Annotated in this window: 11 protein-coding genes; 4 read left to right on the top strand and 7 right to left on the bottom strand. The window is 70.8% G+C overall.

Annotation, left to right across the window (positions count from 1 at the left end; genetic code table 11):
• Positions 1 to 4: 4 nt before the first annotated feature.
• A complete protein-coding gene (locus ACX25U_RS23720; protein WP_454382941.1) occupies positions 5 to 2,500 on the bottom strand; it encodes an MMPL family transporter in 2,496 nt (831 codons plus the stop codon).
• Between the two features lie 167 nt (positions 2,501 to 2,667).
• Between ACX25U_RS23720 and ACX25U_RS23715 the strand changes: the two genes are divergently transcribed.
• The 3 genes from ACX25U_RS23715 to ACX25U_RS23705 all read left to right on the top strand — a co-directional run bounded on the left by ACX25U_RS23715 (position 2,668) and on the right by ACX25U_RS23705 (position 6,042).
• Positions 2,668 to 3,366: a TetR family transcriptional regulator gene (locus tag ACX25U_RS23715; protein WP_454382939.1), complete on the top strand. Its 699-nt coding sequence runs from the start codon at positions 2,668 to 2,670 to the stop codon at positions 3,364 to 3,366.
• A 75-nt stretch (positions 3,367 to 3,441) separates the two neighbouring features.
• Positions 3,442 to 3,717 (top strand): heavy-metal-associated domain-containing protein, encoded by a 276-nt coding sequence (locus tag ACX25U_RS23710; protein WP_454382938.1) that lies wholly within the window; start codon positions 3,442 to 3,444, stop codon positions 3,715 to 3,717.
• 57 nt (positions 3,718 to 3,774) lie between these two features.
• Positions 3,775 to 6,042 (top strand): heavy metal translocating P-type ATPase, encoded by a 2,268-nt coding sequence (locus tag ACX25U_RS23705; protein WP_454382936.1) that lies wholly within the window; start codon positions 3,775 to 3,777, stop codon positions 6,040 to 6,042.
• 660 nt (positions 6,043 to 6,702) lie between these two features.
• Here ACX25U_RS23705 and ACX25U_RS23700 read toward each other — a convergent pair.
• The 6 genes from ACX25U_RS23700 to ACX25U_RS23675 all read right to left on the bottom strand — a co-directional run bounded on the left by ACX25U_RS23700 (position 6,703) and on the right by ACX25U_RS23675 (position 14,602).
• Complete coding sequence (locus ACX25U_RS23700; protein WP_454382935.1) at positions 6,703 to 7,992, bottom strand: citrate synthase; 1,290 nt, start codon at positions 7,990 to 7,992, stop codon at positions 6,703 to 6,705.
• 299 nt (positions 7,993 to 8,291) lie between these two features.
• A complete protein-coding gene (gene recD2, locus ACX25U_RS23695) occupies positions 8,292 to 10,556 on the bottom strand; it encodes an SF1B family DNA helicase RecD2 (protein ID WP_454382933.1) in 2,265 nt (754 codons plus the stop codon).
• Between the two features lie 43 nt (positions 10,557 to 10,599).
• A complete protein-coding gene (locus tag ACX25U_RS23690) occupies positions 10,600 to 10,833 on the bottom strand; it encodes a DUF6507 family protein (protein WP_454382931.1) in 234 nt (77 codons plus the stop codon).
• Positions 10,834 to 11,146: 313 nt separating this feature from the next.
• A complete protein-coding gene (locus ACX25U_RS23685; protein ID WP_454382929.1) occupies positions 11,147 to 11,983 on the bottom strand; it encodes a sugar phosphate isomerase/epimerase family protein in 837 nt (278 codons plus the stop codon).
• Positions 11,980 to 13,167 (bottom strand): dihydrodipicolinate synthase family protein, encoded by a 1,188-nt coding sequence (locus ACX25U_RS23680; RefSeq protein WP_454382928.1) that lies wholly within the window; start codon positions 13,165 to 13,167, stop codon positions 11,980 to 11,982. Before ACX25U_RS23680 ends, ACX25U_RS23685 begins: the two co-directional genes overlap by 4 nt.
• A gap of 283 nt (positions 13,168 to 13,450) precedes the next feature.
• Positions 13,451 to 14,602, bottom strand: coding sequence for a Gfo/Idh/MocA family protein (locus tag ACX25U_RS23675; RefSeq protein ID WP_454382927.1), 1,152 nt, complete (start codon positions 14,600 to 14,602; stop codon positions 13,451 to 13,453).
• 284 nt (positions 14,603 to 14,886) lie between these two features.
• On the opposite strand from ACX25U_RS23675, the gene ACX25U_RS23670 reads away from it, so the two are divergent.
• Positions 14,887 to 15,933, top strand: a complete 1,047-nt coding sequence (locus tag ACX25U_RS23670) for a LacI family DNA-binding transcriptional regulator (protein WP_454382926.1) — start codon at positions 14,887 to 14,889, stop codon at positions 15,931 to 15,933.
• Positions 15,934 to 15,976 lie beyond the last annotated feature (43 nt).

The raw sequence follows: 15,976 nt of genomic DNA, 5'->3' as shown, positions 1-15,976 counted from the left end.
GCTCCTAGCCGCGGGTCGCGGCCCTGTCCCGGCTCCGGTCACCTGCTGTCCGCTCCGGCTCCCCTGCCTGCCCGGAGTCCCCGGCCTCCCCGGGGGCCGCCACCGCCGGCGGTTCGCCCTCGCTCAGCCCGAAGCGGGCGTGGAAGCGGCGCAGCGGGGCCGGGGCCCACCAAGTGGCCCGGCCGGTCAGGCGCATGACCGCGGGGACCAGGAGGCTGCGGACGACCATCGCGTCCATCAGCACCGCCAGCGCGATGCCCAGGCCGAGCATCTTCGTGTTGGTCACCCGGGAGGCTCCGATCGCGACCATCACCACGGCGAGGATGACCGCGGCCGCCGTGATCAGTCCGCCGGTGCGCTGGAGCCCGTGCCGGACCGCCCCGTGGTGGTCACCGGTGTGGTCGTACTCCTCCTTGATACGGGAGAGCAGGAACACGCCGTAGTCCATGGACAGGCCGAAAGCCACACAGAACATCAGGACCGGCAGGGTCGTCTCTATGGAGCCGGGGCTGGTGAAGCCGAGCAGGCCGGACAGGTGGCCGTCCTGGAAGACCCACACCACCGCGCCGAACATGGCGGTCAGGCTGAGCGCGTTGAGCACCACCGCCTGCAGCGGTATCAGCACGCTGCCGGTGAGCAGGAAGACCAGCAGCAGCGTGACGACCGCGATGAACGCCGCCGCCCAGGGCAGTCGCTCGGCGATCGCGTGCTTGGAGTCGACCAGGACCGCCGCCGTGCCGGTCACCTTGGTGTCGAAGGGGGCTTCGGTGGAGCGCAGTTCGCCCACCAGGCGCTGGGCGGCGTCGTCGACGGCCTCGCCCTCGGGCAGCACCGTGAAGTACGCCGAGTCGCCCTTCACCAGCGGTCCGTCCACCCGCAGCACCTGCGGCAGGGCTGCGATCCGCTCCTTGTACGCGGCGTACTGCTCCTGTGTCGCCCGGCCTTGGGCGAGCACCTCCAGGCCGCCGCCCGGGCTGCCCGGGAAGCCCTCCCTGATGTGCTGCTGCACCACGTGCGACTCGGCCGTGGACGGCAGTTGACGGTCGTCGGCGGTGCCGAACCTCACGCCGAGGAAGGGCAGTCCGAGCAGTACCAGGACGGCCGTGGTGCCCAGGGCGAAGAACGGGGCGCGGCGCATCACCAGGGCCGCCGTGCGCGCCCAGGCCGTGCCCTCCGTGCTTTCCACGCCCTGCGTGCCGACGGTCCGCGGCGGCCGGCCGCGGCGGAACAGGCGCCGCAGGTCCAGGGAGTTCACCCGATGGCCGAGCAGCACCAGGGCCGCCGGGAGCAGGATCAGGGCCGCGGCCGCCGCGAGCAGGACGACCGCCATGCCGGCGTAGGCGAAGGACCTCAGGAAGTACTGCGGGAAGAGCAGCATCGCCGCCAGGGACACGGCGACCGTGAGGGCCGAGAAGAGCACCGTGCGGCCGGCCGTGCGCAGGGTGGTGCCCACGGCTGTGGGCGGTTCGGCGCCCGCGGTGAGTTCCTCGCGGAAGCGGCGCACGATGAACAGCGCGTAGTCGATGGCGAGGCCGAGGCCCAGCGCGGTGGTGAGGTTCATCGCGAAGACGGAGACGTCGGTGAACTCCGTCAGGCCGCGCAGCACCGCGTTGGTGCCGAGGATCGCGACGATGCCGATGCCGAGCGGCAGCAGGGCGGCGACGGCGCTGCCGAAGACCATGACCAGTAGCACGAGCGTGACCGGCAGGGCGATCAGCTCGGCCCGGGTCAGGTCCTCGCGGATGATCGTCTGCATCTCGTGCCGTACGGCAACCGGGCCGCCGACCGTCACCTCCACCGGTCCGTGCGCTCCCCGGTAGGTGGGCGCGATGCGGTCCAGGGTGTTGCCCATGGCCTTCTCGTCGCCCGTGATGTGGGCGGCGATCAGGGCCTCGTGCCCGTCCCGGGCGCGCAGGGCCGGTGCGCCCGACTGCCAGTAGGAGCCGACGCCGATGACCCCTTTCTCGGCGGCCAGACGCGCGGCGAGCCGCCTGGCCTCGGCGGCGACCACCGGGTCGTCCACCGAGGAGCGGCCCGCGTCGACCAGGAGCAGCAGGTTGGGCTGGGAGTCGGGGAACTCCCGCTCCAGCGCCTTCGTCGCGTACGTCGACTCGGCGGCCGGGTCCTCCCAGCCGCCGCTGCCCAGCCGGTCGGCGACCCCGCTGCCCGCCAGCACGGCCAGCACCGTGAGCACCAGGGCGGCGAGCAGCGACAGGCGGGGCCGGGCGGTCACGAAGCGGGTCCAGGCCCCGACGCGCGGCGCCGCACCGCGCCCTCCGGCTTCCCCGGACCCGGCGCCCGCGTCGCCCGGTTCGGCGCGCGCGCCCGCGCCCGTGCTCGCAGCCCCGCCGGCACGTGCGCCCACACCCGAGCCCGAGCCCCCGCCGGTTCCCGAGCCCCTGCCCGCGCCCGCGGATTCCCCCCGCCCGCGCGGTGCCTCTCCTCCGCTGCCGTCCTCGCTCCCGCCGTCGCCGCCCGGCGGCTCATTGACTCCGGTCATCCTGCGGTGTCCCCTTCACCATGACTGCTGCCCTCGCCGCGCACAGCAGGCAGCATGGGTCTGCCATTGCCAATAAACTGGCAAACACGAGAGATCGCTCGCGTTTCTCCAGAATGCGAGCGACCGCTCGCGTTTGTCAATCGCCTGCGGAGAGCTGGGGATAACTCGTGCCCGACCCGACCGAGAAGCCCGCGAAGCCCGGGAAGGACCTGGCGGCCGGCGACCGGCCGCGCCGCCGCCAGGCCCGCGGGGAGCGCCGTATCACCCAGCTGCTCGAGGCCGCCGCCTCGGTCTTCTGCACCACCGGCTACACCGCCGCGAGCACCAACGCGATCGCCCGCGAGGCGGGCGTGTCGCCGGGCACGCTGTACCAGTTCTTCCCGAACAAGGAGGCCATCGCGATCGAACTGGGCGACCGGCTCGTGCACGAGATGCGCGAGACGTACGGCGAGGCGCTCGCGCCGGTCGAGCCCGGCACCCCGCTCGAGGAGGCCGTCGGGACCGCCGTCGACCGGCTCACCGACTTCAACTGCCGGCACCCGGTCTTCTTCGCACTGATGCACGGCCCCGACATCCCTGGCCGGATCGCCGAGGAGCACGACGCCCTGCATGCGACCCTGCTCTCGCGGGTCGAGGTCCTGCTCTCCTCCTTCGCGCCGGACACCCCCGCCGCCGATGTCGCCCGTACCGCACAGGTGTGCCTGAGCGTGTACAAGGCGGGCCTGGAGTTGGTACTCGCCCACGAGGGAGCCGAGCGCGACGCCTACGTGAGGGAACTGAAGGACCTCCTCGTGCGCTACCTCGCCCCGATGGTCGGCGAACGCGCCGCCATCCGGGTCGCGAATCCTTGGGGTAATACCCCCTAGGGGTATAGTGTCGGGTGGAGAGCGAGGCCCCCGGGTCCCGCGCACCCCACACACCACGACACCGAGGAGTACGACATGACCGACCGGACCGGCACCCCGGACACCGTCACCACCGTCACCACCGTCACCACCGTCACCACCGTCACCACCGTCTACAAGGTGAGCGGAATGAGCTGCGGACACTGCGAGGGTTCCGTCTCCGCCGAGATCTCCGAGCTGCCCGGCGTCAGCTCGGTGAAGGCCGTCGCCTCCACCGGCGAGGTCACCGTCGTCTCCGCGGCCCCGCTCGAAGAGGAGGCGGTGCGCGCCGCCGTGGACGAGGCCGGCTTCGAGCTCGTCGGCACGGCCTGACGAAAGTCCGGCCGAACCGTCCCTCCATTCACCCGTCCGCCGTCTGGAGTTCCACGGATGAACACCCCCGCCGCCCCACAGACGCCCATGACCGACCAGCCGGACCTCGCCGAGGTCGAGCTGCTCATCGGTGGGATGACCTGCGCGTCCTGCGCGGCCCGCGTCGAGAAGAAGCTCAACCGCATGGACGGCGTCACCGCGACGGTCAACTTCGCCACGGAGAAGGCCAGGGTCGCCTACCCCGCGGGGGTATCGGTCGCCGATCTCATCGCCACCGTGGTGAAGACGGGTTACACGGCCGAGGAGCCTCCGCGGCCGGAACCGGAAGCACAGCCGACCGAGCAGCAGGTGCCCCAGGACCCCGAGCTGGTCTCCCTGCGTCAGCGCCTGACCGTTTCCGCACTCCTCGCCGTCCCCGTCGTCCTGCTCGCCATGGTCCCGGCCCTGCAGTTCGACAACTGGCAGTGGCTCTCGCTGACCCTCGCCGCGCCGGTCGTCGTCTGGGGCGGCCTGCCGTTCCACCGGGCGGCCCTGACCAACGCCCGGCACGGCGCCGCCACCATGGACACGCTCGTCTCGATCGGCACCCTCGCCGCGTTCGGCTGGTCGCTGTGGGCGCTGTTCCTCGGTGACGCGGGCATGCCCGGCATGCGCCACGAGTTCAGCCTCGCCGTCTCCCGGATGGACGCGTCCTCCACGATCTACCTGGAGGTCGCCGCCGGAGTCGTGGCGTTCATCCTGCTCGGCCGCTTCCTGGAGGCCCGCTCCAAGCGGCGGGCGGGGGCCGCGCTGCGGGCACTGATGGAGCTGGGCGCGAAGGACGTCGCCGTACTGCGAAACGGGGCGGAGGTACGGATCCCGGTGTCGGCGCTGGCCGTCGGCGACCGGTTCGTCGTACGGCCCGGCGAGAAGGTCGCCACCGACGGTACGGTCGTCGAGGGCACCTCGGCGGTCGACGCCTCCATGCTGACCGGCGAGTCGGTTCCGGTGGACGTCGGCGTCGGCGACGCCGTCACGGGCGCCACGGTCAACGCGGGCGGCCGCCTGGTCGTCGAGGCGACCCGGGTCGGCGCGGACACCCAGCTCGCGCGCATGGCGCAGCTGGTCGGGGACGCGCAGAACGGCAAGGCCGAGGTGCAGCGGCTGGCCGACCGGATATCGGCGGTCTTCGTGCCGGTCGTCCTGGTCATCGCCCTGGGCACCCTGCTCACCTGGCTGTTCGTCACCGGTGACGTGACCGCGGCCTTCACCGCGGCCGTCGCGGTGCTGATCATCGCCTGCCCGTGCGCGCTGGGCCTGGCCACACCGACCGCGCTGATGGTCGGCACCGGCCGGGGCGCCCAGCTCGGCATCCTGATCAAGGGCCCCGAGGTGCTGGAGTCCACCCGCCGCGTCGACACCGTCGTCCTGGACAAGACCGGAACGGTCACCACGGGCCGTATGACCCTCCAGGACGTGTACGCCGCAGAGGGCATCGACGAGAAGCAGCTGCTGCGCCTCGCGGGCGCCCTGGAGCACGCCTCCGAGCACCCGATCGCCAAGGCCGTCGCCGCCGGCGCCGAGGAGCGGGTGGGTCCGCTGCCCCCGGTCGAGCACTTCGAGAACGTCCCCGGACGGGGCGTACGCGGGCGCGTGGAGGGCCACGACGTGGCCGTGGGCCGGCTCGTGGACCTCACCGCCGAGCTACCGGAGGAGGTGGCCCGCGCCCGCCGCGAGGCCGAGAGCGAGGGCCGTACGGCGGTCGTCGTCGGCTGGGACGGGGTGGCACGGGGTGTCATCTCCGTGGCCGACGCGGTCAAGGAGACCAGCGCTCAGGCCGTACGGCAGCTGCGCGCGCTGGGGCTGCGCCCCGTCCTGCTGACCGGGGACAACCGCGCGGTCGCCGAGACCGTGGCACGGGCGGTCGGGATCGACCCCCACGACGTGATCGCCGAGGTGCTGCCGCAGGACAAGGTCGACGCCGTCCGGCGACTGCAGGCCGAGGGGCGGACCGTGGCCATGGTCGGCGACGGCGTCAACGACGCCGCCGCGCTCGCCACCGCCGACCTGGGCCTGGCGATGGGCACCGGCACGGACGCCGCCATCGAGGCCGGCGATCTGACGCTGGTGCGCGGCGACCTGCGGGTGGCCGCGGACGCCATCCGGCTGTCCCGGCGGACACTGGCCACCATCAAGGGCAACCTGGTGTGGGCCTTCGGCTACAACGTGGCCGCGCTGCCGCTGGCCGCCGCCGGCCTGCTCAACCCGATGATCGCGGGGGCGGCGATGGCGTTCTCCTCGGTGTTCGTGGTGACGAACAGTCTGCGGCTGCGGACGTTCCGTTGAGAGCGTGCAACTTCTGACGGAAGCAAGAGACCCTCTGGAGTCCAACGCGCGCCTCACATAAGCTCTTCACAAGGCTCGCGCATCATCCTTACGCTGGGGTCCCGTTCACCATACTTAGGCCCTTGTACACCTAACGGACATATGCACGAGACGCAGATCACAGTGATGCGAACGTAACCATCGAAGGGGTTCGAAGGTCTAAGTTGGCGATGTCATGTCGGGCAGCGTCTTGGGGGGCGCTGACCGGCATCCGGGGATGTCTTGGGGGACTTCCTCGGAGATGCGTTGCCGGGGCAGGTACAGCGGGAAGCTTTGAGCGGCCCTCCCGTGCGTGCGCTGTCCCGGCAGATCGCACAGGCAGCACGACTGCGGTACAGGAGCGCGGCGAGTTCTGCTCGTTGTGCTCACAGCGATTCAGGCGCTGGCCCTCATAGGCGCCCGGCCGGATCCCGTGGGGGGAATCCGCACCGGGACATGGGAAGGCGCCCTGGTCGTCGGCCCGTGGGGGGACCGGCGTACCGGGGCGCCTTCCGTTCGTTCATGAGCTTTCGTGGGCTTTCATGAACTTTTCCATGAGCGGCACAAGGCCCCGCATCCGCCGGTCGTACGGATACGGGGCCCGATGACACCGGCCGGCAGCAGGTCCGGCGGGTGCCTGCGTCAGCGCTCCTCGACCGGAACGAAGTCGCGCTCGACCACGCCCGTGTAGATCTGGCGCGGGCGGCCGATGCGGGAGCCCGGCTCCTTGATCATCTCGTGCCACTGGGCGATCCAGCCCGGCAGCCGGCCGAGGGCGAACAGGACCGTGAACATCTCGGTCGGGAAGCCCATGGCCCGGTAGATCAGACCGGTGTAGAAGTCGACGTTCGGGTAGAGCTTGCGCTCGACGAAGTAGTCGTCGGACAGCGCGTGCTCCTCCAGCTTCAGGGCGATGTCGAGGAGCTCGTCCTCCTTGCCCAGCGCGGAGAGCACATCGTGCGCGGCAGCCTTGATGATCTTGGCGCGCGGGTCGAAGTTCTTGTAGACCCGGTGGCCGAAGCCCATCAGGCGGACGCCGTCCTCCTTGTTCTTCACCTTGCGGATGAAGGTGTCGACGTCGTTGCCGGAGTCGCGGATGCCCTCGAGCATCTCCAGCACCGACTGGTTGGCGCCGCCGTGCAGGGGGCCCCACAGCGCGCTGATGCCGGCCGAGATCGAGGCGAACATGTTGGCCTGCGAGGAGCCGACCAGGCGGACCGTGGAGGTCGAACAGTTCTGCTCGTGGTCGGCGTGCAGGATCAGCAGCTTGTCCAGCGCGGAGACGACGACCGGGTCCAGCTCGTACTCCTGGGCGGGGACCGAGAAGGTCATGCGCAGGAAGTTCTCGACGTAACCGAGGTCGTTACGCGGGTAGACGAACGGGTGACCGATCGACTTCTTGTACGCGTACGCCGCGATCGTCGGCAGCTTGGCGAGCAGGCGGATGGTGGAGAGGTTGCGCTGCTTCTCGTCGAAGGGATTGTGGCTGTCCTGGTAGAAGGTCGACAGCGCCGAGACCACCGACGACAGCATCGCCATCGGGTGCGCGTCGCGCGGGAAGCCCGTGTAGAAGTTCTTGACGTCCTCGTGCAGCAGGGTGTGCTGCGTGATGTTGTTCTTGAACGTGGTGAGCTCGTCGACGGTCGGCAGCTCACCGTTGATCAGCAGGTAGGCCACCTCCAGGAAGGTTGAGCGCTCGGCCAGCTGCTCGATCGGGTAGCCGCGGTACCGGAGGATGCCCTGCTCTCCGTCGAGATAGGTGATGGCGGATTTGTACGCGGCGGTGTTGCCGTATCCGCTGTCCAAAGTCACGAGACCGGTCTGGGCGCGCAGCTTCCCGATGTCGAAGCCCTTGTCGCCGACGGTGCTGTCGACCACCGGGTAGGTGTACTCGCCGCCGTCGTACCGCAGTACTACAGAGTTGTCGCTCACGTCTTCCCTCACCGACGTAGTGCCTCATCTTCGAGGTGCCCTGACTGTCTCTACCATCCCCCATTTGGCTCAGGAGAGTGCACTCGGGGTCGACCATTGGGCCCATTGGCGGCACTCAGTGCCGCCAATCTGCTCATCCTGCCCGCTCGATCCGGCCACGGGAAGTGCTGTGTGACCTTTACGACTCGCTTGATCGATCATTTTTTGTGACGGATCGTCAGAAAGCGGGTTCCGGCCCCGCGAGCGGCGGTTTTCAGCCCTCGCGGAGTAGGTCGGCGCCGAACCGGGCCGGCCGCGGGTCAGCCGCCGCCGAGCCGGAAGTCCAGCGCCGTGCAGCGCCGCCCCGCCGACACCGTGCGCACCGCCTGACCGATCGCCTTGCGCGAACCGACGAGGACGACCAGCTTCTTGGCCCGGGTGACCGCCGTGTAGAGCAGGTTGCGCTGGAGCATCATCCAGGCGCCGGTGGTGACGGGGATCACCACGGCGGGATATTCACTGCCCTGTGAGCGGTGGATGGTCACCGCGTACGCGTGCGCCAGTTCGTCCAGCTCGTCGAATTCGTACGGAACCTCCTCGTCCTCGTCCGTCAGCACCGTCAGGCGCTGTTCGACCGGGTCGAGCGAGGTGACCACGCCCACGGTGCCGTTGAAGACGCCGTTCTCCCCTTTCTCATAGTTGTTACGGATCTGAGTGACCTTGTCCCCGACGCGGAAAACCCGTCCGCCGAACCGCTTTTCCGGCAGATCCGGCCTGCCCGGGGTGACGGCCTGCTGGAGCAGGCCGTTCAACGTGCCGGCGCCCGCCGGGCCGCGGTGCATGGGCGCGAGCACCTGCACGTCCCGGCGCGGGTCGAGCCCGAACCGGGCCGGGATGCGGCGCGCGGCCACGTCCACGGTGAGCCGGCCGGCCGCCTCCGTGTCGTCCTCGACGAAGAGGAAGAAGTCCTTCATGCCGTCGGTGAGCGGGTGCTGCCCGGCGTTGATCCGGTGCGCGTTGGTCACCACGCCGGACTGCTGGGCCTGGCGGAACACGCGCGTGAGGCGGACGGCGGGGATGGGGCCGGCGTCGGCCAGCAGATCCCTGAGGACCTCCCCGGCACCGACGCTGGGCAGCTGGTCGACGTCCCCGACGAACAGCAGGTGGGCACCCGGGGGCACGGCTTTGACCAGCTTGTTCGCCAGCAGCAGGTCCAGCATGGACGCCTCGTCGACGACCACGAGATCGGCGTCGAGCGGCCGGTCCCTGTCGTACGCGGCGTCCCCGCCGGGCTTGAGCTCCAGCAGGCGGTGGACGGTGGAGGCCTCCGCGCCGGTGAGCTCGGACAGCCGCTTGGCGGCGCGGCCGGTGGGCGCGGCCAGCACGACCTTCGCCTTCTTCGCCCGGGCGAGCTCCACGATCGAGCGCACGGTGAAGGACTTGCCGCACCCGGGGCCGCCGGTCAGCACGGCCACCTTCTCGGTCAGCGCCAGCTTCACGGCCGCCTCCTGCTCGGGGGCGAGGTCGACCCCCGTACGGCCCCTGAGCCAGCCCAGCGCCCTGTCCCAGGCCACGTCCCGGAACGACGGCATCCGGTCGGCGTCCGTACGCAGCAGACGCAGCAGCTGGGCGGAGAGGGAGAGCTCGGCGCGGTGGAAGGGCACGAGGTAGATGGCGGTGACCGGGTCACCGCCATCGTGCCCCGGCACTTTCTCCCGGACGACCCCGGGATCGCCGCCGTCCTCCGCGGGCTCCGCGAGCTCGGCGAGGCACTCGATGACGAGCCCGGTGTCGACCTGGAGGAGCTTGACCGCGTCCGCGATCAGCCGCTCCTCGGGCAGGAAGCAGTGGCCCTGGTCGGCGGACTGCGACAGCGCGTACTGCAGTCCCGCCTTGACGCGCTCCGGGCTGTCGTGCGGGATGCCGACGGACTGGGCGATCTTGTCGGCGGTCAGGAAGCCGATGCCCCAGACGTCGGCGGCGAGCCGGTACGGCTGGTTCTTCACGACGGAGATGGAGGCGTCGCCGTACTTCTTGTAGATGCGCACCGCGATGGAGGTGGACACGTCCACGGTCTGCAGGAACAGCATCACCTCCTTGATCGCCTTCTGCTCCTCCCAGGCGTCGGCGATCTTCTTGGTCCGCTTGGGCCCGAGGCCGGGGACCTCGATGAGCCGCTCGGGCTCCTCCTCGATGATCCTCAGCGTGTCCAGCCCGAAGTGCTGGGTGATGCGGTCGGCGAAGACCGGCCCGATGCCCTTGACGAGCCCGGAGCCGAGGTACCGGCGGATGCCCTGGACGGTGGCCGGCAGGAGGGTCGTGTAGTTCTCGACCTGGAACTGCTTCCCGTACTGCGGGTGGGACCCCCAGCGCCCCTCCATCCGCAGCGACTCCCCCACCTGGGCCCCGAGCAGCGCGCCCACCACCGTGAGCAGATCACCGGCGCCCCGGCCGGTGTCGACGCGGGCGACCGTGTAGCCGTTCTCCTCGTTGGCGTATGTGATCCGCTCCAGGACGCCCTCGAGTACGGCCGGCCGCCATTCCCCGGCTCCGGCCTGTCCCGCCCGATTCGCCTCCGTGCTCATGCCTGCGACGGTACCGCCGAGGTGTGACAGCGGGGACCGCTGATCACGCCTTGCCCACTCCCGGCAGGCCCACCTCCGGCGCGCTCAGCGTCCTGTGCCGCGCCTCCGCCGCCATCTGCCGGTCACCGTTCGGATACGCCGCCGTCGCATCCACCACACCCTGCAACGAATTGCCCGCCCGCACCAGCTGCTGGATCAACGACCTCAGATCGTCGCTCGACCCCTGCGGCTCACGCATCAACGTCGACAGCGTCCGCGCACCCCTGTCGAACTTCACGCCGAACCCGCCTCTCCGTGAGGAGGGTTGCCACTTCTCTTGTCGAACGCTTCCGCACGCACCATGTTCACAACAGGCGATCGCACCCGCGACCGCCTTGTGCCACAGTCCTGCCACAAGCGAAGAAGGCGGGCATCCTCAACAGCTTCGAGGGGGCCCGGTCCGTCGACCGGGCCCCCTCGGCTTTCCCCTCCCGTATCAGAACCCCCCGCGATCCCCCCAGATCCCCCTCCAAGAGTTCTGACGTCAGTTACGACACGCGGGGCGCGGAAAGAGTTGCACGGCTCCGCAAGATTTTTCCCGGACCACGTGCTCACCGGATCACGTGCTCCACGAACCGGGCCGCCGTCTCCGCCAGCACCTCCCTCCCCTCCCTTGCCCACAACTCCTCGTTGAACAGCTCCACTTCGATCGCTCCGCGGTATCCCGCCGCCTCCACGTACCCCTTCCACTCCCGCATGTCGATCGAACCGTCGCCGATCTGGCCGCGACCGTTGAGGACACCTGCCGGGAGGGGCGTCGTCCAGTCGGCGAGCTGGAAGGTGTGGATGCGGCCGGCCGCGCCCGCGCGGGCGATCTGCCCGGGGGCGTGGTCGTCCCACCAGATGTGGTACGTGTCGACGGTGACGCCGACCTGGTGGGCGGGGAAGCGTTCGGCGAGGTCCAGGGCCTGGGTGAGGGTGGAGACCACACAGCGGTCGGCGGCGTACATGGGGTGCAGCGGCTCGATGGCGAGCTTCACGCCGCGGGTCTGAGCGTACGGGCCCAGTTCGGCGAGGGCGTCGGCGATGCGTTCGCGCGCGCCGTGCAGGTCCTTCGAGCCGGGCGGGAGGCCGCCCGAGACCAGGACCAGGGTGTCGGTGCCGAGCGTGGCGGCCTCGTCGACCGCGCGGCGGTTGTCGGCCAGGGCGGTCGCCCGCTCGGCCGGGTCGGTGGCCGTGAGGAAGCCGCCCCGGCACAGGGTCGTCACCGTCAGGCCCGCGTCGCGGACGAGTTTCGCCGCCGCCTCCACGCCGTGGGCCTGGACCGGTTCGCGCCACAGGCCCACGCCGGGTATGCCCGACTCCGCGCAGGCCGCCACCAGTTCGGGCAGGGACAGCTGCTTCACCGTCATCTGGTTGATGGAGAAGCGTTCGAGACCGGTGCTCATCGGTTCACCCCGTACAACGACAGCAGGTTCCTCATCCGCTCCTCGGCGAGCTTCGGGTCCGGGAACAGGCCCAGGCCGTCGGCGAGTTCGTAGGCGCGGGCCAGGTGCGGCAGGGAGCGGGCCGACTGCAGGCCGCCGACCATCGTGAAGTGCGACTGGTGGCCGGCCAGCCAGGCCAGGAACACCACACCGGTCTTGTAGAAGCGGGTGGGTGCCTGGAACAGGTGGCGGGACAGCTCGACCGTCGGGTCGAGGAGGGCGCGGAAACCCTTGACGTCCCCGGTGTCCAGGACCCGTACGGCCTCGGCCGCCAACGGGCCCAGTGGGTCGAAGATGCCGAGCAGCGCGTGGCTGTGGCCCTGCTCGTCGCCGGCGATCAGCTCCGGGTAGTTGAAGTCGTCGCCGGTGTAGCAGCGCACGCCCCGCGGCAGGCGGCGGCGCAGGTCGATCTCGCGCCGGGCGTCCAGCAGGGAGATCTTCACGCCGTCGACCTTGTCGGGGTGGGCGGCGACGACCTCCAGGAAGGTGTCGGTGGCCGCGTCCAGGCCGGCGGAGCCCCAGTAGCCCTCCAGCGCCGGGTCGAACATGGGGCCGAGCCAGTGCAGGATCACCGGGTCGGCGGCCTGGCGGAGCAGGTGGCCGTAGACCTCCAGGTAGTCCTCGGGGCCGCGCGCGGTGGCCGCGAGGGCGCGCGAGGCCATCAGGATCGCCTGGGCGCCGGACTCCTCGACCACGGCGAGCTGTTCCTCGTACGCCGTACGGATCCCGGCGAGCGACCCGCCGGTGGCCCGGTCGGTGGTCCGGTCGGTGGTCCGGTCGGTGATCTGGTCGGTGCCGACGCCGCAGGCGATACGGCCGCCCACGGCCCGCGCCTCCGCCGCCGACCGGCGGATCAGCTCGGCCGCGCCCGCCCAGTCCAGGCCCATGCCGCGCTGCGCGGTGTCCATGGCCTCGGCGACACCCAGTCCGTGGGCCCACAGGTGGCGGCGGAAGGCGAGGGTGGCGTCCCAGTCGACGGCGGCGGGCGAGTCGGGGGAGGTGTCCGCGAACGGGTCGGCGACGACGTGCGCCGCCGAGAAGACCGTGCGGGAGGTGAAGGGGGTGCCCGGGGTGACGGCGAGGGGCTCGGTGCGGGGCTCGTAGGCCCGGAGGCCGCCCTGGGAGTCCGGCAGGTGGATGGTCACCTGAAACCTCCAAGGATGTCCCCGGCTTCGGTCGGGGGATGTGTTGGACTTCCATGGAACAGGGCAGAGAGCACGATTTCGCCAGAAAGGCGAAAGACTGCTCCCTTGGCCGGGTAAGCTGGCCGCTGTGCGTCGCGAGAGCCAAGCACGCGCAACTCCTTTGCCCTGTTGGGCAACCGGGCAGGTTCCGCCCCGGCTGGTGCTGAGAGCGTCAGACTCGTCCGCTCGCTGAGTGAACGAGCTGCTTGAGCCAGGAATCCCATTGCTTCGGCGGGGGGAGGGTTCAAAGCTGGATCTCCGGTACATCGATGCGGCGACCCTCGGCGGCAGACCTCAGGCCCAGCTCGGCCAGTTGCACGCCGCGGGCGCCGGCCAGCAGGTCCCAGTGGTAGGGGGCGTCGGCGTAGACATGCTTGAGGAACAGCTCCCACTGGGCCTTGAAGCCGTTGTCGAAGTCGGCGTTGTCGGGCACCTCCTGCCACTGGTCGCGGAAGACCTCGGTGGCGGGGATGTCCGGGTTCCACACCGGCTTGGGGGTGGCGCTGCGGTGCTGGACACGGCAGTTGCGCAGGCCGGCGACGGCGGAGCCTTCCGTGCCGTCCACCTGGAACTCGACCAGTTCGTCGCGGTTGACGCGGACCGCCCAGGAGGAGTTGATCTGGGCGATCGCACCGCCGTCCAGCTCGAAGACGCCGTAGGCGGCGTCGTCGGCGGTGGCGTCGTAGGGCTTGCCGTGCTCGTCCCAGCGCTGGGGGATGTGGGTGGCGGTGAGCGCCTGGACGGACTTCACGCGGCCGAACAGCTCGTGCAGCACGTACTCCCAGTGCGGGAACATGTCGACGACGATGCCGCCGCCGTCCTCGGCGCGGTAGTTCCAGGAGGGGCGCTGGGCCTCCTGCCAGTCGCCCTCGAAGACCCAGTAACCGAACTCGCCGCGCACGGACAGGATCCTGCCGAAGAAGCCGCCGTCGACCAGCCGCTTCAGCTTCAGCAGGCCCGGCAGGAAGAGCTTGTCCTGTACGACGCCGTGCTTGATGCCGGCGGCGTGCGCCAGGCGTGCGAGTTCCAGGGCGCCGTCGAGGCCGGTGGCGGTGGGCTTCTCGGTGTAGATGTGCTTGCCCGCGGAGATCGCTTTCTCAATCGCCTCCTCGCGGGCCGAGGTGACCTGGGCGTCGAAGTAGATGTCGACCGACGGGTCGGCGAGGACCGCGTCCAGGTCCGTGGAGACGTGCTCCAGGCCGTGCTTCTCGGCGAGCGCCTTCAGGGCGTGTTCGCGGCGGCCGACCAGGACGGGTTCCGGCCACAGCACGGTGCCGTCACCGAGGTCGAGTCCGCCCTGCTCGCGCAGGGCGAGGATCGAGCGGACGAGGTGCTGGCGGTGTCCCATGCGCCCGGTCACGCCGTTCATGGCGATCCGCACCGTCTTGCGTGTCACGTCAGTCCCCTTCGTACGAACGTACGCGGTCCACGCGCCGCGTACGTCCCAGCGGTGTCACTGGTGAGCGATACAGCAAGCGCTTTCTATGTAGAGAGAAGCTAGCCTCTGAACAGCGCTCCGGACAAGAGCGCGTCCAGGGACGTGTTGTTCGAGGGGGCGAACAAGGGGGGCCGGGTGGTCGTAGGGTCTGCACGACACGCCGTGTCCGGCGGTGGCCCCGCGGGCTGCGGACAGGGGCGTACGAGCACGTACGACGACATGCGCGACCGGAGGACGACGAGATGACGGTGACCCTGGCGGACGTGGCGGCCCGCGCACAGGTCTCGCCCGCGACGGTGTCGCGCGTGCTGAACGGGAACTACCCGGTCGCCGCCTCCACCCGGGAGCGGGTGCTGAAGGCGGTCGACGAGCTGGACTACGTTCTCAACGGCCCCGCGAGCGCGCTCGCCGCGGCCACCTCCGACCTGGTCGGCATCCTGGTCAACGACATCGCCGACCCCTTCTTCGGGATCATGGCAAGCGCGATCCAGTCGGAGATCGGCGGGCCGGGAGGCCGGGCGGGCGGGGAACGGCTGGCGGTGGTCTGCAACACGGGCGGCTCGCCGGACCGCGAGCTGACGTACCTGACCCTGCTGCAGCGGCAGCGGGCGGCGGCGGTGGTGCTGACCGGCGGGGCCGTGGAGGACGCGCCGCACGCGGCGGCGGTCTCGGCGAAGCTGCGCAAGCTGGCGGACGCCGGGACGCGCGTGGTGCTGTGCGGGCGCCCTCCGGCGCCCGGCACCGGGGCGATCGCGCTGGCCTTCGACAACCGCGGGGGCGCGCGGCAGTTGACCGAACACCTGATCGGCCTCGGCCACCGGCGGCTCGGCTACATCGCGGGACCCGAGGAACGGACGACCACCCGCCACCGCCTGGAGGGGCACCGGGAGGCCCTGGCGGCGGCGGGCGTCGAGGACGACCCGCGCCGCACGGTGTACGGCCGCTACGACCGCCGGTCCGGCTACGAGGCCACCCTGGAACTGCTGCGCCGCGACCCGGACCTGACGGCGGTCGTCGCCGCGAACGACTCCGTCGCCCTGGGCGCCTGCGCGGCCCTGCGCGAGTCCGGGCTGCGCATCCCGCAGGACGTCTCGGTGGCGGGCTTCGACGACCTGCCCTTCAGCATCGACGCGGTGCCGTCGTTGACGACCGTACGGCTGCCGCTCGCCGAGGCGGGCGCCCGGGCGGGCCGTATCGCGATGGGCCGCGAGGAGCCGCCGCCCGGGGGGATCGCGACGGTGCGGGGGGAGCTGATGGTGCGGGGGTCTTCGGCGGTTCCTCGGGGATAGGTGCCGAAGCGGCCGCTGCCGGGGCGCTCTCACGCGGAGGGCG

Source organism: Streptomyces sp. JNUCC 63, assembly GCF_054366325.1.
The sequence above is the reverse complement of the archived record's forward strand: the minus strand, read 5'-3'. Positions and strand labels throughout refer to the sequence as shown.